Here is a 22,129-nt window from a genome sequence, read left to right as displayed (position 1 = left end):
GAAAAATTCAGTGCGCCGGGTGAAGATCGAGGACACCCGGCAGGGTTCCCCAACTCAAGGTTCGATCAGGCCGTTGGGGTTTGCCAGCAAAGCGCGGGATTATAGAGCATCGCACGGGCCCGTGTCGCGGGGCGACGGGCGGGCGGCCGTTCACCCCGCCGGCAGGGCCATGCCGCAGGCGTGCGCGCTCGCCCACGCCCACTGGAAGTTGTAACCGCCCAGCCAGCCGGTCACGTCCACCACTTCGCCGATGAAGTACAGGCCGCGCTGGCGCGACTCCAGCGTCTGCTGCGACAGGTCGCGCGTGTCCACGCCGCCGGCCATGACCTCCGCCTTGCGCCAACCCTCGGTGCCGGTGGGCACGAGCTGCCACGCCGCGAGCCGCTGGGCGAGCGCGGCCAGCGCGCGGTCGGCGGCCTCCACGGCGGGGCGCTGCCAGGCGGCGTCCTGCCGCACCCAGGCATCGGCCAGACGGCTGGGCACCCACTGGGCGAGCAGGTTGGCCAGCAGGCGGCGCTGGCCACTGGCCTTGGCCTCGTGCAGGGCTTCGGCAAGGTCGGTGCCGGGCGCGAGGTCGATCTCGATGGGCGTGCCCTCGCGCCAGTAGCTGGAGATCTGCAGCACGCCAGGCCCCGACAGCCCGCGGTGGGTGAACAGCAGGTCCTCGTCGAAGGCCATGCGCGTCTTTTTCTCGCCGGTGGCGATGCGCACGGGCAGCGCCAGCCCGGCGAGATCGGCGAACGGCGCCCAGGCCGTGCCGTCGAAGGTGAGGGGCACCAGCGCCGGGCGGGGCGTCACGACACGCAGGCCGAACTGGCGCGCGATGCCCAGGCCGAAATCCGTGGCGCCGATCTTGGGGATCGAGAGGCCGCCGGTGGCGATCACCACGCTGCGGGTGCGCACCGGCCCGCGCGCCGTCTGCAGCAGGTACTGATCACCCTCCATGCCGATGGCGGCCACCGCGCAGGGTTGCCAGTGCGTCACGCCGCCGGCGGCGCACTCGGTCAGCAGCATGCGGATGAAGTCCTCGGACGAGCGGTCGCCGAACAGCTGGCCCTTGTGCTTCTCGTGGAAGGGGATGCCGTGCCGCTGGACCAGGGCGATGAAGTCCGCCGGCGTGTAGCGCGCCAGCGCCGATCGGCAGAAGGCCGGGTTCTCGCCCAGGTAGTGGCGATGCGGCGCGCGCGGATCCAGCTCGCGGTTGGTGAAGTTGCAGCGCCCGCCACCAGAGATGCGGATCTTCTCGGCCACCTTCTCCGCGTGGTCCAGCAGCAGCACCTTCAGCCCGCGCTGCCCCGCGATGCCGGCGCAGAACAGGCCGGCGGCGCCGGCGCCGATGACGACGGCGTCGAAGCGCCCGTCGCTCATCAGCCCTTCCAGGTGAACGGAAACTGGAACTGCTTCACGAAGCCGTTGGGCACGTAGTCGCCCAGCACGCCGTAGGAGCGTGGCCACTCGCGGTCGGCCTTGACGGCGGTGCCGAACAGGTAGTCCAGGAAGGCGAAGTGCGCCGCGTAGTTGCGGTCCAGCGCTTCCTGGTCCTGGCTGTGGTGCCAGTGGTGGAAGTTGGGCGTGACGATCACGTAGCGCAGCGGGCCGAGCCGCACGCTCACGTTGGCGTGGTTGAACACCGCCTGGAAGCCCACGATGACGATGTACGCGTCGATCACTTCCTTGGAGAAGCCCAGCACGTAGATCGGCGCCAGCACCAGGGTGCGGGTGATCAGCAGTTCCAGGATGTGCTGGCGCGAGCCGGCCAGCCAGTCCATGCTCTTCACGCTGTGGTGCACCGCGTGCAGGCGCCATAGCAGCGGCACCTCGTGGTACGCCCGGTGCGTCCAGTACTGCACCAGATCGGCCACCAGCACGATCAGGAACAGCGCCAGCCAGAAGTTGAGGCCCTGCACCCAGCCGCGGATGCCATCGGTACCGGCCCAGCCGAACAGCTTGTGCACCATCAGGTTGGTGGCCAGCAGCACGAAGCCCACCACCATGTGGTTGACGATGAAGTGATGGAAGTCGGTCTGCCACTCGGCGCGGAACACCGGCTGGTCCTTGCGCAGCGCGAACAGCTTCTCCACGAAGATGAAGATCAGCGACGAGCCGAGCAGGTCGAGGATGAACCAGTCGAGCCCGATGTAGGGCGTGTGGTCGGGGAAGTTGGGGTCCACCTCCACCTTGTGCCCGCCCAGGAAGGCCGTGAGCGCGACCAGCAGGAAAGCGAAGGCCGACAGCCAGCGGGCGCGGTTGAAGAGGATGTTCACCAGCGAGATGCCGCCAGCGATGACCAGGGCCGCGAACATCACCTTGCGGATCAGCTCCACGTCGTAGCTCTTGCGCAGCTGCGGCGTGGTGAGGTACTCGGGGAAATGGAAGGCCAGCACGCCCAGGAAGCACAGGATGCCGAGGCTGAGCGCGATCACGCCCGAGACCAGGCCATGGCCGGTCTTCAGCTCGCCATGGCTTTCGGTGAGTTCGTTCAGCTTGTCCAGCATCGGCCGGTCCCCTCCTCGCGGTCGGCGGCAGTGTAGCGCCGCCGCGCGCCCCGCCCCTTCGGCTAGGCGGCGAAGCGCGCCGGTGCCTCGCGAGCGACGGCTACGCCCCGCACCACGTCGCCGACGACGATGATCGACGGGCTGCCCAAAGCCTCGCGCGTCACGGTATCGGCCAGCGTGCCCAGGGTGCACACCGTCTCGCGCTGGTCCGGCAGGGAGGCGCGCTGCACCACCGCGACCGGCGTCTCGGCGGGCAGGCCGCTCAGCAGCTCGGCCTGGATGCGCTCGACGCCGCGCATGCCCATGTAGATCACCAGCGTCAGGCGCGCTTCGCGGGCGGTGCGCGCGAGCAGGCGCCAGTCCGGCAGGTCGTTGCCCTGCTGCGCATGGCCGGTGAGCAGCAGCACGCCCTGCGCGTGGTCCCGGTGGGTCAGCGGCACGCCCAGCGAAGTGGCCGCGGCCAGGCCCGACGTGATGCCGTTGATCACCTGCACGCGCACGCCGGCGGCATGCAGATGCTCCACCTCCTCGCCGCCGCGGCCGAAGATGAACGGATCGCCGCCCTTCAGGCGCACGACCGTCTCGCCCTCGCGCGCGGCCATGATCATCAGCCGCTCGATGAAGGCCTGTGGCGTGCTCTTGCAACCGCCGCGCTTGCCCACGTGGATGACGCGGGCGCCGGCAGCGGCATGCGCCACGATGTCGGGGTTGACGAGATCATCGACCAGCAGCACCGTGGCCGCCTGGATGGCCTTCAGGGCCTTGATGGTCAGCAGCTCCGGGTCGCCGGGGCCTGCGCCGACGAGGGTGACGGTTCCGGGGTTCATGCCGTTGTCTCCATGGAAATGTTGTGCCGGGCCAGACGCAAGATGTGTTCCACCTGCAGCGCCACGGCGGTCGGCACCGGCTGACGGCCGGCCAGCACGTCCTGCACATAGGCGGCGGTGGACTGCGCGTCCACGCCCGCGGGCAGGGCGGGGACCTTGGTCAGCGTGCCCTTGCGCCCTTCTTCCAGCGGCACGCGGCGGCCGGCGATGAAGCCATCCATCTGCGGCAGGCGCCGCGCGTCGGCCACGACCTCGCCCTCGGTGCCGCGCAGCAGCAGCGCGGTGGCGCCCATCAGCTCGAAGACCGCGGCCATCGAGACGGCATATTCCGGGTGGGTGTAGCTGCTCACGATCACGGCCGGGCCGGCCACCGGGTTCATCAGCTTCACCAGGCTGTGTGCGCTGTTGCGCAGGCCCACGACACGGCGCACGTCCAGCAGGCGCTTCAGGCCCGGCAACAGCACCCCAGTGGGCACGAACACGGCCTCGCCCGCGCGCACCGGGCGCAGCGCATCAAGCGGCTGCACGCCCATGGCGGCCAGCACATCCGAGACGGGCACGCGTGATGACTCGGTGGCCGTGCCATGCATCACCACCGCCACGCCTTCCCGCGCGAGCAGCAGCGCCAGCAGGGGCGTGAGCGCAGGCAGGCGCCGGGCGCCGTTATAGCTGGGGATCACCACGGCGGTCCCGCCATCGGCCAGGGGCACGGCCTGCAGGCGCGCGGCCGTGGCATCGAGGAAGCCGGCCATCTCCTGCGGGGTCTCGCCCTTGATGCGCATCGCCAGGCAGAAGGCGCCGACCTCCAGATCGGTCACGGTGCCATCCAGCAGCTGGCCGAACAGGTCGGCCGCCTGCTCGCGCGTGAGCGGCCGGGCGCCCCCGCGCCCGCGGCCGATGTCCTTGATGTAGTGGCTGATGCCCATGGCGGCCCAAATTGTCCCAGAGGCTTGATGACTTCTGGTGATTTGGCGAATCACGCCGCCTGGGGCTGTGCCTGGGCCTGCGTCTCGCGGACCAGGCGCCGCAGTTCCGGCAGGCACGAGCCGCAGTTGGTGCCGCAGCGCAGCGCCCCTTGCAGCGAGGCCAGGCGCTCGTCGCTCGTGCCGCCGCACTGGGCCAGATGCGCCTGGATCGCCGGCGCGCCGACGTTGAAGCAGGTGCACACCTGCCGCTCCCGCGCCGGCAGCGCGGCCGGCGGGGTGGCACCGGGCGCCAGCAGCTGGCGACCATAGGCCTGGGCAGGGGCTTCGCGCTGCAGCAGATCCAGGATCCAGCCGCCGGCGCGCGTGTCGCCGGCCAGCAGCAGGGCCTGCAGGCGCACCTCGGCACCCGTTCGCTGCACGCGGATCAGCCGGCTCTGGCCGCGCCGTGCATCCGCATAGCGCAGCAGATCGGCTCCGTTGCCAATGCCGAGCAGCGTCTGCAGGCGCTGCAGCACGGCGGCCGGGGCGGCCTCGTAGGCGGCGGCGCGGAACAGCACGCCGGTGCGTCCGTCGGCGTCGGCATCGGTCAGGGCCGCTGCCCGCGCGAAGGGGACGCAGGCCGCGTAGGGGAACAGCGTCATCAGCGCCTTCAGTTCCTCTCGCACGGCCAGCGCCTGGTCTGCCGGCAGCCAGGCGGCGCCCAGCAGGGCCCAGGGCAGCTCCGCCTTCAGCACCTTCACCGCGGCGTGCTTCAGCTCCGGCTGCTTCGAGGAGGGGCAGAAGGCCGGCTGGGTGAGGGCGTTCACGCCCGCGAGCGGCTCGCCCGTGCTGGACACGCCGCCGACGAACTCGCTGCCCCAGTGCATGGCGATGAAGGCCTGGCCAGGCGCCAAGTCGTCGGCCGCCTGCAGGGGCAGCACGATGGAGCCGCGGCGCGAAGTCACGTGCACCAGGTCGCCTTCCTTCAGCAGGCGCCGGGCCATGTCCTGCGGGTGCATCTGCACGCCCGGTTCGGGCACATGGCCGAACAACCGGCCCAGGGTGCCGGTGCGGCTCATGCCGTGCCACTGGTCGCGCAGGCGGCCAGTTGTCAAGGCGAAGGGGTAGCGCGCGTCACGCGGCTCGGCGACCGGCTTGAAGGCGGTGTCGACGAAGCGGGCGCGGCCATCGGCAGTGGGGAACACGCCGTCTTCGTAGAGCCGGGCCCGGCCCTCGGCCGCGCCCGTCGGGAAGGGCCACTGGCGCGGCGCCGCGTCGAGCAGCGGGTAGCTCAGGCCGGTGATGTCCAGATCGCGGCCGCGGGTGGATTCGCGGTGCTCGACCCACACCGACTCCGGCGTGTCGTAGGGAAAGAGCGTGGGGCGGCCCGGCGCCAGCCGCGCCTCCAGCCGGCGTGCGAAGTCGACGCCGATGGCCCAGTCGTGCCGGGTGCTGCCAGGGGCCGGCACGGCCGGGCGCACGCGGCTGATGCGGCGCTCGCTGTTGGTGACCGTGCCGTCCTTCTCGCCCCAGGTCGTGGCGGGCAGCAGCAGATCCGCGAAGGCGCAGGTGGCGGTGGTGCCAAAGGCCTCCTGCACCACCACGAACTCGGCGCGCTGGAGGGCACGCCGCACCATGGCCTGGTCGGGCAAGGACTGCGCGGGGTTGGTGCAGACGATCCAGAGCGCGCGGATCTCGCCGTCGGCGGCAGCCTGGAACATCTCCATCGCCGTCTTGCCTGGCTGGTCCGGCACGGAAGGCACGCCCCACAGCGCGGCCACCTCGGCACGATGGGCCGGGTTCGCCAGGTCGCGATGGGCCGACAGCAGGTTGGCCAGGCCCCCCACCTCACGGCCGCCCATGGCATTGGGCTGGCCGGTGAGCGAGAACGGGCCTGCGCCGGCCCGGCCGATCTGGCCCGTGGCCAGGTGCAGGTTGACGAGCGCCGCGTTCTTGGCGGTGCCGCTGGTGGACTGGTTCAGGCCCTGGCAATACAGGCTGAGCGTGGGGCCGCGCTGCGCGGCGTCGACGCCGTTGCCCAGCGCGAACCAGCGGGCCGCGGTGAACAGGTCTTCCCGACGCACGCCACAGACCTGGGCCACGTGCTCGGGCGTGCAGTCGCGCACGCGCGCCTTCAGCGCCTCGAAGCCGCTGGTGTGCGCCGTGATGTAGGCGGGATCGGTCCAGCCTTCCCACAGCATGATGTGCAGCAGGCCGTTGAACAGCAGGACGTCGGTGCCGGGCTGGATGGCCAGATGCAGATCGGCGATCTCGGCCGTGTCGGTGCGGCGCGGGTCGACCACGATCACCTTCATCTGCGGGCGCGCGGCGCGGGCCTCCTCGATGCGGCGGAACAGCACCGGGTGTGCCCAGGCCGCGTTGCTGCCCGCGAAGAACAGGCAGTCGGCGTGGTTCACGTCGTCATAGCAGGCCGGGGGAGCGTCGGCGCCCAGGGTCTGCTTGTAGCCGGCGACCGCGCTGCTCATGCACAGGCGCGAGTTGGTGTCGATGTTGTTGGTGCCGATCAGGCCCTTGGCCAGCTTGTTGAAGACGTAGTAGTCCTCGGTGAGCAGCTGGCCGGAGACGTAGAAGCCCACGGCGTCCGGGCCGTGGGTCTGCACGATGCCGGCGAAGCGGTCCGCTGCCTCCGCCAGCGCGGCATCCCAGCCGATGCGCACCGGCGCTTCGCCGCGCGCCGCGCGCCGCATCGGATGCAGCAGGCGGGCCTGCATCGTCACGGCCTGCGCCGCGGTCAGGTGCAGGGTGGAGCCCTTGGTGCACAGGCGGCCGAAGTTGGCCGGGTGGTCCGGATCGCCGCGCACGCCGGTGATGCGGTCGCCTTCGGTGGTGATGATCACCCCGCAGCCGACGCCGCAGTAGGGGCAGGTGGAACGGGTCAGGCGCATCGCCGCTGCGGCCCGGCCACCGGCTTCACCGCGTCCAGCGCGACGCTCGCCAGTTCCACCGCGTTGAGGTAGACCGAGCCCTCCACCACCTTCACGCTGAAGCGTGGCGTGCAGCCTTCGTCGGGTTGCCTCGCGCAGCCGTCGTCCAGGCCGATGGTCCAGTTGTGCAGCGGGCAGGCCACGCTGGTGCCGAACACGATGCCCTGCGACAGCGGCCCGCCCTTGTGCGGGCAGCGGTCCAGCAAGGCGAACACCTGGTCGGCGTCATTGCGGAACACCGCCACGTCCATGCCTTGCGCCCGCGCCACGCGCCGCGAGCCCAGCACCGGGATCTCGTCCACCCGGCAGATCAGCGTCCAGTCACCCATGTTCATGCTTTCACCATCTCGATCTTCGTGAACTGCTTCGTGTCCACGCGCGCCTTGTCGAACTCGAACCAGGGGTCGGGCTCGCCGTCCAGGCTGAACTGCAGGCGCTCCCACAGGGCCCTGCGGCCGGCGGCGTCGTCCAGGATCTTCTTCTTCACATAGTCCAGGCCGACGCGGTTCACGTAGTGCACGGTGCGCTCCAGGTACCAGCCTTCCTCGCGATAGAGCTGCAGGAAGGCGCCGCTGTACTCCAGCACCTCCTCGGCCGTCTTGAGCTTGCAGAAGAAGTGCGCCACCTCGGTCTTGATGCCGCCGTTGCCGGCCACGTAGATCTCCCAGCCGGAGTCCACGCCGATCACGCCCACGTCCTTGATGCCGGCCTCGGCGCAGTTGCGCGGGCAGCCCGAGACGGCCAGCTTCACCTTGTGCGGCGCGTACATGCGCCAGAGCGCCCGCTCCAGGTCCTTGCCCATCTGCGTGCTGTCCTGGGTGCCGAAGCGGCACCACTCGCTGCCCACGCAGGTCTTCACCGTGCGCAGCGCCTTGGCATAGGCGTGGCCCGAGGGCATGCCGATGTCCTTCCAGACGTCCTTCAGGTCTTCCTTCTTCACGCCCAGCAGGTCGATGCGCTGGCCGCCGGTGACCTTGACGGTGGGGATCTTGTACTTGTCCACCGCGTCGGCGATGCGCCGCAGTTCGTCGGCCGTGGTCTCGCCGCCCCACATGCGCGGGATCACGCTGTAGGTGCCGTCCTTCTGGATGTTGGCGTGGCTGCGCTCGTTGATGTAGCGCGACTGCGGGTCATCCAGCGCCTCCTTCGGCCAGGTGGAGATCAGGTAGTAGTTGATCGCCGGGCGGCAGGTGGCGCAGCCGTTGGGTGTGCGCCAGTCCAGCGCCTTCATGGTGTCGGCGATGGTCAGCAGGTGCTGCGAGCGGATGGCGTCGCGCACATCCTGGTGGCTGGCGTCGGTGCAGCCGCAGACGGCCTTCTTCTTCGGCGCCGCGGAATAGTCGCCGCCGGCGGTGAACATCAGGATCTGTTCAACCAGGCCGGTGCAGGACCCGCACGAGGCGCTGGCCTTGGTGTGCTTGCGCACCTCGTCCAGGGTGAACAGGCCCTTGTCCTTGATCGCCTTGCAGATCGTGCCCTTGGTCACGCCGTTGCAGCCGCAGACCTCGTCGGTGTCGGCCATGGCCGCGGCCTTGTTCTGCCCCTGGTGGCCGGTGTCGCCCAGGTTGGACTCGCCGAACATCAGCTTGTCGCGGATGTCCGCCACGCTGCGGCCCTCGCGCAGCAGCTTGAAGTACCAGCTGCCGTCCACTGTGTCGCCGTACAGGCAGGCGCCCACCAGCTTGTCGTCCTTCAGCACCAGCTTCTTGTAGACGCCGCCGAAGGGATCGGACATCACGATCTCCTCCGTGCCCTCGCCGCCCATGAAGTCGCCGGCGGAGAACAGGTCGATGCCGGTGACCTTGAGCTTGGTGGAGGTGAGCGAGCCGGTGTATCGGCCGATGCCGAACTGCGCCAGGTGATTCGCGGCCACCTTGCCCTGCTCGAAGAGCGGCGCCACCAGGCCGTAGGCGATGCCACGGTGCGCGGCGCACTCGCCCACGGCATAGATGCGTGCGTCGGTCACGGTCTGCAGGGTGTCGTGCACCACGACGCCGCGGTTGCAGTGCAGGCCGGCCTTCTCGGCCAGCTCGGTGTTGGGTCGGATGCCCACCGCCATCACCACCAGATCCGCCGGCACCTCGGTGCCGTCCTTGAACTTCACGGCGCTCACGCGGCTGGCCGGCCCGGCCACCAGTTCCTGCGTCTGCGCGCCGATCAGGAACTTCAGGCCGCGCTCCTCCAGCGACTGCTGCAGCAGCCGGCCCGCCACGTCGTCGAGCTGGCGCTCCATCAGCCAGGGCATGACGTGCACCACGGTCACCTGCATGCCGCGCTTCATCAGGCCGTTGGCGGCCTCCAGGCCCAGCAGGCCGCCGCCGATGACGACCGCATGGCGATAGGTCTGCGCGGCCTCGATCATGGCGTTGGTGTCGGCGATGTCGCGGTAGGCGATCACGCCCGGCAGGTCCTTGCCCGGCACCGGCAGCATGAAGGGGTTGGAGCCGGTGGCCAGCAGCAGCCGGTCATACGGCTCCTCGGTGCCGTCGTCGGCGCGCACGATGCGGCGGACGCGGTCGATCGCCACCACCTTGCGGCCGGCGTGCAGGCGGATGCCGTTCTCCTCGTACCAGGACCAGTCGTTCAGCACGATCTCGTCCAGCGTCTGCTCGCCCGCCAGCACCGGCGACAGCAGGATGCGGTTGTAGTTGGGGTGCGGCTCGGCACCGAAGACGGTGATGTCGTACAGCTCCGGCGCGATCTTCAGCAGTTCCTCCAGCGTGCGCACGCCGGCCATGCCGTTGCCGACCATCACGAGCTTCATCTTCTTCATCGGGACCTCCGGGCCTTGTTCGGGTTGGGGTGGGCGCGGGCTTCAGCCCTTGCGCTCCATGTCGATGCACACCACCGCGGGCTGGTGGTTCCAGCGCAGGGTGATCACATAGGGGTGGCGGCGCACGCGCGCCTGGATGCCGGCGCCGCCATGCAGGCGCACCGGCACCGAGATCTGCAGGCCGGCCCCCAGCGACTTGCGGGCGTTGCCGGCCAGGGTGTTGGCGATCTCGCCCACGGCGTCGAGCAGGTTGCCATGGGAGACGTCGCGCTCGCCCTGCATCAGCAGCATCTCCTTGAGCAGCTGCGCCGGCATGGAGACGATCACGTGGCCGTTGTAGCTGCCGCTGAAGGCGACGATGCCGTTGTAGTCGTGGCCCTGCAGCTCGGTGGTGCCGAGGAAGGCCGAGGTGATCTGCGGCTCCTCGCGCGTGACCACCTTGAAGTAGCGGCGCACCGAGTCCACGAAGAGCTTGAGTTCCTGCTCGCCGAGCGCGTCCATGGCCTACCTCGCTTCCATCACGTCGAGCAACGCGAGCTTGAGCTCGTCGTCGGTGAAGGGCTTGGCCACGAAGCCGCGCGCGCCCAGCTTCAGGGCCTGGATGGCGGTGGACTTGTCGGCCAGGGCGCTCACCACCAGGATGCTGGTGCGCGGCAGGATGCGCAGCAGGCCGGTGATGCACTCCACGCCATCCATCTCGGGCATGGTCAGGTCCATGGTCACCACGTCGGGCAGGGTGGTGCGAGCCACGCGGATCGCCTCGGCGCCGTTGCGGGCCAGGCCCACCAGCGAGATCGAGGGCAGGCCGCCGGCCTGCACCACGCGGGCGATGCGGGAGCGGATCATGTTGGAGTCGTCGACGATCAGCAGGCGCATGGCGGGCCCCTAGGCGCTGAAGCGGACCTTGAACTCGGTGTACTCACCGGGCGTGGAGGCCAGCAGCAGCCGGCCGCCGAGCCGCTGCACGTTGGCCTGCACCACGTCCAGCCCGACGCCGCGGCCGGCATGCATCGACACGCCCGGCGCGGTGGAGAAGCCCGGCTTGAAGATGTGGGCCACCACCTGGCGGTCATCCAGCTCCTGCAGCTGGGCGGCCGTGTACCAGCCCAGCTCCAGCAGCTTGCGGCGCACGCGCGGGGCCGAGAGGCCGGCGCCGTCGTCGCGCACCACGAGCGACCAGTCCGTCTCGCCGCGGACGAGGCGCACGCTGACCTGTCCGGCCTCGGCCTTGCCGGCCTCGCGGCGCGTCACCGGCGACTCCACGCCGTGGGTGATGGCGTTGCGCAGCAGCTGGACGGCAATCTCGCGCGTGAGGTCCGCTGCTTCGGCCGGCAGGTCGTCGATGGCGCCGACGGCTACGGTGGCCTCCACCTGCTTGCCGGCGTCGCGTGCGACGTCGCTGGCCAGCCGGGTCAGCGCCGCGTTCAGGCCGCCGGCGGGCAGCTCCTCGGCGGCCACGGGACGCTGCAGGCCGGTCAGGTTCTTCAGGGCGCCCACCTTGTTCAGCAGGTCCTCCAGCGGCAGGGGCAGGGCCAGCAGCGCGCTGCCGAGGTCGCCGCCCGCGCCCTGGCGGATGCGGTCGAGATCGGTCTCGAACTGGTGCGCCTGCGCAGCGAACGTCTCCAGGCCGAGCGTGGCCGCGTCGCCCTTGACGGCGTGGATGCGGCGGCGCGCGTCGTCGATGCGCTTGAGCACTGCGGCCTCGCCCTGGGCGGTGCCGGTGCTGCGCAGCAGGTCGTTCACTTCCAGCAGCTGGGCCTCGGCACGGGTGACGAACTGGCGCAGCAGCGCCGGGTCGGCATCGATCGCCTTCAGCAGCATCGCGAATTCCTTCTGCGAGCGCGTGCGTTCGGCCTGCAGCTTGCGCTCCAGCTCCACCCGGGCGGAGATGTCCTGCACCGTCACCAGCAGGTGGCGCACGGTGCTGCCTTCCTGCACCCGGTTGAAGTGGAACGACAGGTGGCGGCGCACCTCCTGGCCCAGCCGGTTGCGGGTGAGGATCTCCACCTCCGACAGCGGGTTGATGCCCTGCACCAGCGCCTCCTTCACGTGGGGCGCGAACAGCAGACCCACGTAGTCGCGCGCGTCGGTGAGTGCCTTGTCGTCCACCAGCGGCGCGAGCAGCTGGAAGAAGTCGTCGCCGGGCGTGAGCCGTCGGCCGAACAGCGTGTGCGCGGATTGCGAGAGCTGCGAGCCGAGCTGGAAGTCCGGCGTGATGAGGAACAGGCCCTCGCGCACCGCCTCCAGGATCTCGTGGTTCTCCTCGTTGGCGGCCTCGATGGCGGCGTCGGAGGTGCGCAGCCGGCGCAGGAACTTGAACAGGATGAACGCGAAGTTCAGCAGCGCCAGCACGATGCCGCCGGTCTGCACCGCGCGCAGGTTGCGCGCCCGGTCGGAGGCCACGGCTTCCAGGGCAGTGGTCAGATCATTCATCAGGCCCAGCAGGCGCAGGTTGTTGGCGCGCGCGTAGGCGGTGGCGGCCTTCAGCTCCGCCTCGGTGGCGTTGCCGGCCAGCACGGGCGCCAGCACCTGCTGGTAGGGCGTCCAGATCGTCTGCGCCTCCTGCAGGATGGCGGCGGCGCGCTCGCCCTCGGCCGGGCGCAGCAGCACGGGCTTGCCGTCGCCGCCCGGCACCGTGGCACCGGACTGGAAGCCCTTGAGCGACTGGTCGAACAGGCGCGTGGCGCCCTGCAGCTCGGCCAGGTCCGCCTTGGCATCGGTGCCGGCCGCGCGTGCCGACTCGATGGCGAACAGGGCCTTGGCGGTGCGCTGCGACAGCATGCGCTGCCGGCCGGAGAGGTTGACGCCCAGCGCGTCCTCGGCGATCTGGAACGAGGTGTAGAAGTTCAGGACCAGCACGCCCAGGTCGAACAGCAGGAACAGCGCCACCGCGATGATGATCTCGCGGTACTTGCCAAAGGCGAAGCCGCCCTTGCGGCGCGCGGCGGATGCCGGCGGCGCGGCGCGGGTGCCGGGCGGGGGATCGAGGGGCAGGACTGCGGCCATGGGTGTTCCTTCCTGGGGCTGGGGGTTGGGGTCCCCGGGGGGCCGGTCTGCGCTGGCTGTTCCCCCGGTTCCGGTCGACTGGGTGTCAGGCGGCGAGCTTCTCCACGTGCGCCTGGCGCGTGTAGAGGAAGTCGATCACCGCCTTGCGCGCGTGCAGGTAGTCGGGGTTCTCGGCCAGCTCCACGCGGCTGCGCGGGCGCGGCAGGTTCACGGTCAGCACTTCGCCGATGGTGGCGGCCGGGCCGTTGGTCATCATCACGATGCGGTCCGACAGCAGCACGGCCTCGTCCACGTCATGCGTGACCATCACCACCGTGCTCTGCGTGGTGGCGACGATCTGCAGCAGCTCGTCCTGCAGCTTGGCGCGGGTGAGGGCGTCGAGCGCGCCGAAGGGTTCATCCATCAGCAGCACCTTGGGCTCCATCGACAGGGCGCGGGCGATGCCCACGCGCTGCTTCATGCCGCCGGAGATCTCGCCCGGCCGCTTGTTCGCCGCATGCGACAGGCCCACCAGGGCCAGCGCCGCCTCGGTGCGGGCCTTCAGTTGCGCGCGGGTCTCGGTGGCGCCGAACACCCGCTCCACCGCGAGGTGGATGTTCTCGTGGCAGGTGAGCCAGGGCAGCAGCGAATGGTTCTGGAACACCACGCCGCGGTCCGGGCCGGGCCCCGCGATCTCGCGGTTGGCGCACAGCAGGGTGCCCTGCGTGGGGCGGGTCAGGCCGGCGATCAGGTTCAGCAGCGTGGACTTGCCGCAGCCGGAGTGGCCGATGAGGGCGACGAACTCGCCCTTGGCCACGGTCAGGTTGATGTCGCGCAGCGCCAGGAAGGGGCCCTTGGCGGTGCGGAACGTCTGCTCCACGCCCTGGATCTCGATGTACTTGGTGGTCAGGCTGTCACTCATGGTTGTCTCCTCGGGTCTCAGAGCTTCACGTCTTCGTAGGTGAACGCGGTGGCCAGCTTGATGAGCGCGAACTCCAGCAGCAGGCCGACGATGCCGATCGTGAAGATCGCGATGACGATGTTCTTCACGTTCAGGTTGTTCCACTCGTCCCAGACCCAGAAGCCGATGCCGACGCCGCCGGTGAGCATCTCCGCTGCCACGATCACCAGCCACGCGGTGCCGACGGCCAGGCGCACGCCGGTCAGCATGTAGGGCAGCACGGCCGGGAACAGGATCTTGGTGACGATCTTCCATTCGGAGAGGTTCAGCACCCGCGCCACGTTCATGTAGTCGGTGGGCACGCGCTGCACGCCGACGGCCGTGTTGATGATCATGGGCCAGATGGAGCAGATGAAGATGGTCCAGATGGCCGCCGGATTGGCGCCCTTGAACACCATCAGGCCGATCGGCAGCCAGGCCAGCGGCGACACCGGACGCAGCAGGCTGATGAGCGGGTTGAACATGCGCGACAGGAAGCTGAAGCGGCCGATCAGGAAGCCCAGCGGAATGCCCACCACCGCCGCCATGCCGAAGCCCATGGCCACGCGCTGCAGCGAGGTGAGCACGTTCCAGCCGATGCCCTGGTCGTTGGGGCCCTTGCGGTAGAAGGGATCGCCGAACACGGTGACCGCCTGCTTCCACGTCTCCGTGGGCGTGGGAAAGGCGCCGTTGCTCGTCATCGCGGTGAGTGACCAGATGCCGATCAGCAGGCCGATGCCCAGGATGGGCGGCAGCACGCGCAGCACGATGCCGCGCCAGTCGATGGGCGTGCGCGACGCGGCCGGCGTGGCTGCTGTGGTGGCCGCCGCGGCGGCAGGCGCCACCGGGTCGTTGGCGGCGGGCACCGGCACGGCGGCCGGGCGGGGGGCGGGGCGGTCCACGGCGGCGCCAGCGGCTTCGAGGGGGGCGTGGAAGACAGCGCTGACCATCACGCGGCTCCCGTCATGCTGACCTTGAAGCTGTCGGCGTACTTCTTCGGGTCCTTGCCGTCCCACACCACGCCGTCGATCAGCTTGCTGCTGCGCATCACGTCCTTGGGCACCGGCGTCTTGGTGGCCGCGGCGGCCTGCTTGTAGATCTCGATCTGGTTGATCTGCTTCGCGATGCCCAGGTAGTCCGGGTGGTCCTTGATCAGGCCCCAGCGCTTGTGCTGCGTCAGGAACCACATGCCGTCAGACAGATACGGGAACGTGGCCAGGCCATCGTTGTAGAACTTCATGTGGTTGGGGTCGTCCCAGGTCTTGCCCAGGCCGTTCTGGTAGCGGCCCAGGATGCGCTGGTTGATGGCGTCCACACCGGTGTTGACGTAGCTCTTGTCGGCCACCGTCTCGGCCATCTTCATCTTGTTCTGCAGGCCGGCGTCGATCCACTTGCCTGCCTCCAGGATGGCGGCCGTCACCGCGCGGGCGGTGTTGGGGTATTTCTTGACGAACTCGGCCGTTGTGCCCAGCGTCTTCTCCGGGTGGTCCTTCCAGATGTCCTGGGTGGTCACCGCGGTGATGCCGATGCCGTCCATGATGGCGCGGTGGCCCCAGGGCTCGCCGACGCAGAAGCCGTCCATGTTGCCCACCCGCATGTTCGCCACCATCTGCGGGGGCGGCACGGTGATGGCCTTGGCGTCCTTGAACGGGTTGATGCCCGCGGAGGCCAGCCAGTAGTAGATCCACATGGCATGGGTGCCCGTGGGGAAGGTCTGCGCGAAGGTGTAGTCACGCTTCTCGGTGGCCATCAGCTTGGCGAGCGAGGCAGCATCGACCGCGCCCTTGTCGGCGAGCTTCTTCGACAGCGTGATGGCCTGGCCGTTGTTGTTCAGGCTCATCAGGATCGCCATGTCCTTCTTCGGCCCGGCGGTGCCCATGTGCACGCCGTAGATCAGGCCGTACAGCACGTGGGCGAAGTCCAGTTCGCCGTTGACCAGCTTGTCGCGCACGCCGGCCCACGAGGCCTCCTTCGTGGGGATGATCTTCACGCCGTACTTCTGGTCGATGCCGAGCACCGAGGCCATGACGACGCTGGCGCAGTCGGTCAGCGGGATGAAGCCGATCTTCACCTCCTTCTTCTCGGGTGCGTCGCTGCCCGCGGCCCAGGCGGTGGCACGCAGCGCGGGCGAAAGGCCCAGCGCGGTGCCGGCGGCGGCCTGGATCACGCTGCGGCGCGAGAACTTGGTGGCGGTCGGTAGCGGGTTGCGTTGCATGGTCGACTCCTGGATTCGCGTGAAGAAAAAAAAGGCGTCCATCTCGCCGCCCGCGCCAAGGGGCGCGGACGAAGGGATGGACGCCGTTGTCCTTTTGCAGGGCCGGTCGTTGGCGCCTGCGCTGCACCGGCCGCCGTTGGCCTGTGCGTTGCAGTGCAACATGCAGATTGCGTGCCAGCTTGGCCTTCCACGCTGGCTGGCCGCCTCGCGGGCCGGGTTCGGGCACGCGCGAAATGGCCAGTTTTCCTCTGGCGCAGGGGCTGGAAGGGCAGGGTGTGGCTGGCGCTGCGCTGCCAGCGGTCGACGGGCAGCCGTGCCGGCCATGCACGTTCGCGGTGCACCCCGGCGGTGCGCGGGCACGCCGCGCGTGCAGGTCAGCGGCTGCGCGGGGCGGGCAGCACCTCGGCCATCGCCAGCACGCTTTCGGCCACGTCGGCGAGGCGGCGGTTCTGGTTCATGGCGAGCTGGCGCAGGGCCTTGTAGGCCTCGGCCTCGGAGAGTTGCCGGTGCGCCATCAGCAGGCCCTTGGCCCGCTCCACCACCTTGCGCTCGTTCAGCGTGGCGCGCACGGCCTCCAGCTGGTCGCTCACGCTCTGCAGGCGGCGCGTCTGCTCCTGCACCAGGCCCAGGATGGAGCGTTCCAGGTGCGGGCCCAGGGGCGCCGGGCCTTCCGCCGTGGCGGCCTCGGCCTGGGCCGAGAGGGCCTCCAGCGCGGCCTGCTGATTGCGCAATTCCTCGCGCGCCAGGGCAATGCGGCGCTCGCACAGCTGCCGCAGGTGCTCCGCCAGCACCCGTTCCACCTCACGCATGGCGTCGATGCGGCGCGTGCAGCAGTCATACCAGACGCGCGAAAGGCTGGTGTCCACGCGGGCCGGTGCGCCGGCGCTCAGGGCAACGCGGCGCAGGCGCTCCAGCTCCGCCATGCCGCGCAGGTCGATGCTGGCCTGCTCCACGTTCAGCACGGGGGCCTCCGCCAGATCCGCGAACACCTGGAAGCAGGCCTGCTGCGAATCGATCAGGTGCCGCCAGTGCTGCTGGCTCGCGGCCTCGGCCTGGCCCGAGGCGAACACGCTGGCGCCGCAGGCTCGCTCCAGGCCCGCGAATTCCTTGCCCTGCATGTAGTTGAACATCGCGGCCAAGGCACGCGAGACCTGGGGGTCGTTGGCGCTGTCGGCGGCCTCGAACACCACGCCCAGCAGGCCGTTGACGAGTCGCGAGTAGCCGCTGGTGGCCTCGCGCGGGGTCAGCGTCATCGCGGCGACGTCGGCGCGCAGCCGGGGCAGTGACTCCAGCCCGTGCAGCACCACGGCGATGCGGCTGAAGAGCCGGGCGCCATTGCGCACCGGCGCACCCTCGGTGTCCAGCGCGTCGAAGCAGTCCCGCGCCGCCTGTTCCTCGCGCAGGCAGGCGGCGATCTGCTGCTCGCGCTCGCTCGCGAACTGGCGGCCCTGCGAGCCGAGGAAGACGTTGCTGACGCCGCGCTCGCGCTGGATGGCGTGGGTGAAGTTGGCCACGGCCGCCACCAGATCGCTGGTGTGGGCCAGGGCCTCCAGCTCGCCGATCTCGCAGCGGCGTGACGCCAGCAGAAAGCTCAATCCGGATTTCATCGGGTCTGCATGCTGCAACATCCATGCCGCGCACATCTTTGGTGCAACCGGCCCACTACACTCGGTGCCATGAAGGTCCTGGGCATCGAATCCTCCTGCGACGAAACCGGCGTGGCGGTGGTCGAGCTCGCGCCTGGCGAGGCGGTGCCGCGGCTGCTGGGGCATGCCCTGCACAGCCAGGTGGACATGCACCAGGCCTATGGCGGCGTGGTGCCCGAGCTGGCCAGTCGTGATCACATCCGCCGTGTGCTGCCGCTGGCGAGGCAGGTGCTGGCTGACAGCGGCTGCACGCTCGACGAGGTGGAGGTGGTGGCCTACACGCGCGGCCCCGGGCTGGCCGGCGCGTTGCTGGTCGGTGCGGGCGTGGCCTGCGCGCTGGGCGCGGCGCTGGCGCGGCCGGTCCTGGGCGTGCATCACCTGGAGGGCCACCTGCTGTCGCCCTTCCTGGGGGCCGATCCGCCGCAGTTCCCCTTCGTGGCCCTGCTGGTCTCGGGCGGCCACACCCAGCTCATGCGGGTGGAGGGCGTGGGGCGTTACGAGCTGCTGGGCGAGACCATCGACGACGCCGCCGGCGAGGCCTTCGACAAGTCGGCCAAGCTGCTGGGCCTGGGCTATCCGGGCGGGCCGGCGCTGTCGCGGCTGGCGCAGCAGGGCGATGCGCAGGCTTTCCGCCTGCCGCGGCCGCTGCTGCACAGCGGCGACCTGGACTTCTCGTTTGCCGGTCTCAAGACGGCGGTGCTGACGCAGGCCCGCAAGCTGGGAGACGAGCTTCCGGCCCGCCAGGCGGACCTGGCCGCGTCCACCGAGGCGGCCATCGTGGAGGTGCTGGTGAAGAAGTCGCTGGCGGCGCTGGCCGCCACCGGGCTGGACCGGATCGTGGTGGCGGGGGGCGTGGGCGCCAACCGGCCGCTGCGCGCGCAGCTCAACGCGGCCTGCGCGAAGCGCGGCGTGCGCGTGCACTACCCGGAGCTCGCGCTGTGCACCGACAACGGCGCGATGATCGCCATGGCCGCCGCATTGCGGCTTGCGCACGGGGTACAGCAGCCGACCACGGCCTATGCCTTCGACGTGAAGCCGCGCTGGCCCCTGCACGAGATCGTCGCGACGCAACCTTGAGGCAGCGCAAGGCGGTCCGGTGGCGGATCGTCTTCAATGGCAGCAGTCCCCTTTGCTTCCATCCGAGGAACTGCCATGAAGGCGCTGACCGACTTCTTCTCCACCGACTACGGCCTGATGAGCGCCGCGGTGATCGCCATCACCCTGGGCATGGGCGCCTTCTTCACGCGCTTCTTCATCAGCCACATGAAGGAAGACGAGGCGCGAGCCCGCCGCGAAGGCAAGCTCTGAAGCCTCCTGGATGCCCGCCTGCGCGGGCATGACGGGCGTCAGCTCACTGCACTTCCACCTTGCGCGACGTGACGGCTGGCTGCTTGCGCGCCAGGCGCAGCGTCAGCACGCCGTTCTCCAGCTTCGCCGTGGTGGCGTCGGCATCGATCTCCGCCGGCAGCTCATAGGCGGCCTGCACCTGGCGCGGCGCATCGGCCTGGGTCTGGATGCGCACGACGGCGCCATCGATCTCGATGGCGAGGTGCTCGCGCGCCACACCGGGGATGTCCAGGGCGACGGTCCAGCCCTGTTCGTCCTGCTCGACGCGCGGGCTGCCCGCGGGGCGCACGAAGGACTCGGTCAGGAAGCGCTCGAACTCGCGGTCGAAGGCGCGGGCGGCGGGCATGCAGGCGCGGGTGCGCAGGGCGGGGGCGAAGATCATGTCGGGCTCCATTGGCTGAGGTTGTGGGTGGCACGGCACGATCCGTTGCGCGCCATCGCCTACACTGCGCGGCTTTCAGGGAGGGCCGCTTGACATGGCAGGTGTGTGCGCGGCGGCCCGTTTCAAGGATCCGACCCGATGAAAATCCAACGCCGCACCCTCTTGAAATCAGCCGCCGCGCTCGCAGCGGCGTCTGGCACCGTACTCGCCCAGACCGACGCCGCGCCCATCCGCATCGCGATGATCGAGGGCCTCTCCGGCCCCTTCGCCAACACGGGCGAGGCGGTGTTCCGCAACCTGATCTGGGCGGTGGAGCGCGTCAACCAGCGCGGCGGCGTGCGGACCGCGCAGGGCCCGCGCCGGCTGCAGCTGGACCGCTACGACAGCAAGGGCCAGAACGAGGAGGCGCTGTCAGCGCTGCGATCGGCCATCGACGGCGGCGCGCGCATCGTGGTGCAGGGCAACTCGTCCGCGGCCGCCGCCGCGCTGATCGACGCCATCGGCAAGCACAACGAGCGCGATCCGGCGCGCCGCGTGCTGTTCCTCAACTACTCCGCGGTCGACCCCGCGCTCACCAACGAGAAGTGCAGCTTCTGGCACTTCCGCTTCGACGCCCATGCCGACATGCGCATGGCCGCATTGATGGAGGTGATGAAGGAGGATGCCGCGCTGAAGGCCGCCTACCTGATCGGGCAGGACTACAGCTTCGGCCAGGCGGTGCTGCGCGAGGCGAAGCGGCAGCTGGCGGCGCAACGGCCCGACGTGCGCATCGCCGCGGAAGAGCTGCATCCGCTCGGCCGCATCAAGGACTTCGCGCCGTACGCGGCGAAGATCAAGGCGAGCGGCGCCCAGGCGGTGATCACCGGCAACTGGGGCAATGACCTCACGTTGCTCGTCAAGGCCGCGCGCGAGTCGGGCTTCGACGGCCGCTTCTACACCTTCTACGGCAACGCCCTCGGCGCGCCTGCCGCCATCGGCGAGGCCGGCGTGGGCAAGGTGGTCGCGGTGGCCGACTGGCTGCCCAACGTGCCCACCGCCGAGAGCGAGGCCTTCTACCAGGCCTTCCGCCAGCGCTATCCCAAGCCGGCCGATGACTACGTGCACATGCGCATGCAACTGATGGTGGAGGCACTCGCGCAGGCCATCGAGCGCGCGGGCACGGCCGACGCGGTGCTGCTGGCGGTGGCGCTGGAGCAGGCGCAGGTGCGCTTCGCCGGCCAGTCGGGCCGCATGCGCGCGGGTGACCACCAGTTCCAGCAGTCCCTGGTGGTCGGCGTGATGGACAAGCTCGGTGCCCCGGGCGTGAAATTCGATGTGGAAGGCTCGGGCTACGGCTTCCGCGTGGTGCGGCAGCTCACGGCGCAGCAGGCCGAGCTGCCGCACAGCTGCAAGTTGAACCGACCGGAAGGCGCCTGAGGCCATGCGACAGACCGTGCTGAATCTCGAAGCCTCGCGCATCCGCGAGGTCGCCAATGCCGGCCTGGGCCGCGACGACGTGCTGGCCTTCTGGTTCGGCGAGAGCGACGAAGTCACGCCGGACTTCATCCGCGAAGCCGCCATCGAATCGCTGCGCGCGGGCGAGACCTTCTACGCCCACAACCTGGGCCTGCCCGAGCTGCGCGAGGCCATCGCCGCCTACACCACTCGCCTGCATGGCCGCATGGACGCGGGGCGCATCGCCGTCACCTCCGGCGGCGTGAACGCGCTCATGCTCGCGGTGCAGGCCCTGGTGGACGCCGGCGACGAGGTGGTGGCCGTCACGCCGGTGTGGCCCAACCTCACGGCGCAGCCGCTCATCATGGGTGCCCGCCTGCGGCGCGTGTCGCTGCACCCGCAGGGCGGCGCCTGGCGGCTGGACCTGCAGGAACTGCTGGACACGGTGACGCCGGCCACGAAGCTGCTGGTGGTGAATGCGCCCAACAACCCGACCGGCTGGACGCTCACGCGGGCCGAGCAGCAGGCCATCCTGGACCATTGCCGTCGCACGGGCACCTGGATCCTGGCGGACGAGGTGTACGAGCGCCTGTACTACGGCGCGGGCGCCGGGCCGCTGGCCTGCGCGCCCAGCTTCCTGGACATCGCCGCGCCCGAGGATCGGCTGGTCGTCGCCCACAGCTTCTCCAAGAGCTTCCTCATGACCGGCTGGCGCATGGGCTGGCTGGTGATGCCGCCGGCCATGACCGAGCACATGGGCAAGCTGATCGAGTTCAACACGTCGTGTGCCAGCGTCTTCGTGCAGCGCGCGGCCATCGCGGCCATCACGCGCACGGACGAGGTCACGCCGCGCGTGGTGGCGCATCTGCGGCACTGCCGCGACACGCTGGTGCCGCTGCTGCAGGCCCTGCCGGGCGTGGAACTGGCGGCGGCCGACGGCGGCATGTACGCTTTCTTCCGCCTGCACGGCCAGGCCGATTCGCTGGCGGTGGCCAAGCGCCTGGTGGCCGAAGCCGGCCTCGGCCTGGCGCCTGGCAACGCCTTCGCACCGGAGGCCCAGGGCTGGCTGCGCTGGTGCTTCGCCTCGCGCGATGTGCAGCGCCTGCGGCTGGGCGTGGAGCGCCTCGCCGGCTGGCTGGAAGGCCGTCAGACGGGCGCTCCTATATAATCCGCCGGTTCTGCATTTCGCGGAACGCACGCTGGGGGGCAGTCCCGCCGCCCAGCGCAAGTCAACA

19 protein-coding genes are annotated in these 22,129 nt (G+C 70.1%); 4 read left to right on the top strand and 15 right to left on the bottom strand.

Features of this window, described 5'->3' with window-relative positions:
• Positions 1 to 150 precede the first annotated feature (150 nt).
• The 14 genes from ACE3T5_RS06395 to ACE3T5_RS06330 all read right to left on the bottom strand — a co-directional run bounded on the left by ACE3T5_RS06395 (position 151) and on the right by ACE3T5_RS06330 (position 17,692).
• Positions 151 to 1,368 (bottom strand): NAD(P)/FAD-dependent oxidoreductase, encoded by a 1,218-nt coding sequence (locus ACE3T5_RS06395; RefSeq protein WP_374665651.1) that lies wholly within the window; start codon positions 1,366 to 1,368, stop codon positions 151 to 153.
• Positions 1,368 to 2,495: a sterol desaturase family protein gene (locus ACE3T5_RS06390; RefSeq protein WP_374665649.1), complete on the bottom strand. Its 1,128-nt coding sequence runs from the start codon at positions 2,493 to 2,495 to the stop codon at positions 1,368 to 1,370. The genes ACE3T5_RS06395 and ACE3T5_RS06390 overlap by 1 nt, the downstream gene beginning before the upstream one ends.
• Before the next feature lie 62 nt (positions 2,496 to 2,557).
• Positions 2,558 to 3,322 carry a uroporphyrinogen-III C-methyltransferase gene (gene cobA, locus ACE3T5_RS06385; RefSeq protein WP_374665647.1) on the bottom strand — a complete coding sequence of 255 codons (765 nt, stop codon included), beginning with the start codon at positions 3,320 to 3,322 and terminating at the stop codon, positions 2,558 to 2,560.
• A complete protein-coding gene (gene ybiB / locus ACE3T5_RS06380) occupies positions 3,319 to 4,248 on the bottom strand; it encodes a DNA-binding protein YbiB (RefSeq protein WP_374665645.1) in 930 nt (309 codons plus the stop codon). Before ybiB ends, cobA begins: the two co-directional genes overlap by 4 nt.
• A 50-nt stretch (positions 4,249 to 4,298) precedes the next feature.
• On the bottom strand, positions 4,299 to 7,133 hold the full coding sequence (locus ACE3T5_RS06375; RefSeq protein ID WP_374665643.1) for a molybdopterin-dependent oxidoreductase: 2,835 nt from the start codon (positions 7,131 to 7,133) through the stop codon (positions 4,299 to 4,301).
• The gene (gene nirD, locus ACE3T5_RS06370) at positions 7,124 to 7,501 is read right to left on the bottom strand and encodes a nitrite reductase small subunit NirD (RefSeq protein ID WP_374665704.1); all 378 of its coding nucleotides are present in this window, start codon (positions 7,499 to 7,501) and stop codon (positions 7,124 to 7,126) included. Before nirD ends, ACE3T5_RS06375 begins: the two co-directional genes overlap by 10 nt.
• Positions 7,502 to 7,503: 2 nt before the next feature.
• Positions 7,504 to 9,945, bottom strand: a complete 2,442-nt coding sequence (nirB, locus tag ACE3T5_RS06365) for a nitrite reductase large subunit NirB (protein WP_374665641.1) — start codon at positions 9,943 to 9,945, stop codon at positions 7,504 to 7,506.
• A 42-nt stretch (positions 9,946 to 9,987) separates the two neighbouring features.
• Positions 9,988 to 10,446 carry a chemotaxis protein CheX gene (locus tag ACE3T5_RS06360; protein WP_374665639.1) on the bottom strand — a complete coding sequence of 153 codons (459 nt, stop codon included), beginning with the start codon at positions 10,444 to 10,446 and terminating at the stop codon, positions 9,988 to 9,990.
• A gap of 3 nt (positions 10,447 to 10,449) precedes the next feature.
• The gene (locus ACE3T5_RS06355) at positions 10,450 to 10,821 is read right to left on the bottom strand and encodes a response regulator transcription factor (protein WP_374665637.1); all 372 of its coding nucleotides are present in this window, start codon (positions 10,819 to 10,821) and stop codon (positions 10,450 to 10,452) included.
• 9 nt (positions 10,822 to 10,830) lie between these two features.
• Positions 10,831 to 12,951: an ATP-binding protein gene (locus ACE3T5_RS06350; protein WP_374665635.1), complete on the bottom strand. Its 2,121-nt coding sequence runs from the start codon at positions 12,949 to 12,951 to the stop codon at positions 10,831 to 10,833.
• Positions 12,952 to 13,036: 85 nt separating this feature from the next.
• Complete coding sequence (locus ACE3T5_RS06345; protein WP_374665634.1) at positions 13,037 to 13,852, bottom strand: ABC transporter ATP-binding protein; 816 nt, start codon at positions 13,850 to 13,852, stop codon at positions 13,037 to 13,039.
• 17 nt (positions 13,853 to 13,869) lie between these two features.
• Positions 13,870 to 14,820, bottom strand: a complete 951-nt coding sequence (gene ntrB / locus ACE3T5_RS06340) for a nitrate ABC transporter permease (protein WP_374665632.1) — start codon at positions 14,818 to 14,820, stop codon at positions 13,870 to 13,872.
• A complete protein-coding gene (locus ACE3T5_RS06335; RefSeq protein ID WP_374665630.1) occupies positions 14,820 to 16,085 on the bottom strand; it encodes a CmpA/NrtA family ABC transporter substrate-binding protein in 1,266 nt (421 codons plus the stop codon). The genes ntrB and ACE3T5_RS06335 overlap by 1 nt, the downstream gene beginning before the upstream one ends.
• A 374-nt stretch (positions 16,086 to 16,459) precedes the next feature.
• Positions 16,460 to 17,692, bottom strand: a complete 1,233-nt coding sequence (locus tag ACE3T5_RS06330) for a nitrate- and nitrite sensing domain-containing protein (protein ID WP_374665628.1) — start codon at positions 17,690 to 17,692, stop codon at positions 16,460 to 16,462.
• Positions 17,693 to 17,761: 69 nt separating this feature from the next.
• Here ACE3T5_RS06330 and tsaD point away from each other — a divergent pair, with 69 nt between their 5' ends.
• Positions 17,762 to 18,808: a tRNA (adenosine(37)-N6)-threonylcarbamoyltransferase complex transferase subunit TsaD gene (gene tsaD / locus ACE3T5_RS06325; RefSeq protein WP_374665626.1), complete on the top strand. Its 1,047-nt coding sequence runs from the start codon at positions 17,762 to 17,764 to the stop codon at positions 18,806 to 18,808.
• Positions 18,809 to 18,883: 75 nt separating this feature from the next.
• Positions 18,884 to 19,039 carry a DUF3149 domain-containing protein gene (locus ACE3T5_RS06320; protein ID WP_374665624.1) on the top strand — a complete coding sequence of 52 codons (156 nt, stop codon included), beginning with the start codon at positions 18,884 to 18,886 and terminating at the stop codon, positions 19,037 to 19,039.
• A gap of 43 nt (positions 19,040 to 19,082) precedes the next feature.
• Here ACE3T5_RS06320 and ACE3T5_RS06315 read toward each other — a convergent pair whose 3' ends face one another.
• Positions 19,083 to 19,460, bottom strand: a complete 378-nt coding sequence (locus tag ACE3T5_RS06315; RefSeq protein WP_374665622.1) for an Hsp20/alpha crystallin family protein — start codon at positions 19,458 to 19,460, stop codon at positions 19,083 to 19,085.
• A 138-nt stretch (positions 19,461 to 19,598) separates the two neighbouring features.
• Here ACE3T5_RS06315 and ACE3T5_RS06310 point away from each other — a divergent pair, with 138 nt between their 5' ends.
• Complete coding sequence (locus ACE3T5_RS06310; RefSeq protein WP_374665620.1) at positions 19,599 to 20,876, top strand: branched-chain amino acid ABC transporter substrate-binding protein; 1,278 nt, start codon at positions 19,599 to 19,601, stop codon at positions 20,874 to 20,876.
• Between the two features lie 4 nt (positions 20,877 to 20,880).
• Positions 20,881 to 22,062 (top strand): pyridoxal phosphate-dependent aminotransferase, encoded by a 1,182-nt coding sequence (locus tag ACE3T5_RS06305; protein ID WP_374665618.1) that lies wholly within the window; start codon positions 20,881 to 20,883, stop codon positions 22,060 to 22,062.
• The last annotated feature ends 67 nt before the right edge of the window (positions 22,063 to 22,129 follow it).

This window comes from Ramlibacter sp., from assembly GCF_041916345.1.
Classification (GTDB): Bacteria; Pseudomonadota; Gammaproteobacteria; order Burkholderiales; family Burkholderiaceae_C; genus Ramlibacter.
The sequence above is the reverse complement of the archived record's forward strand: the minus strand, read 5'-3'. Positions and strand labels throughout refer to the sequence as shown.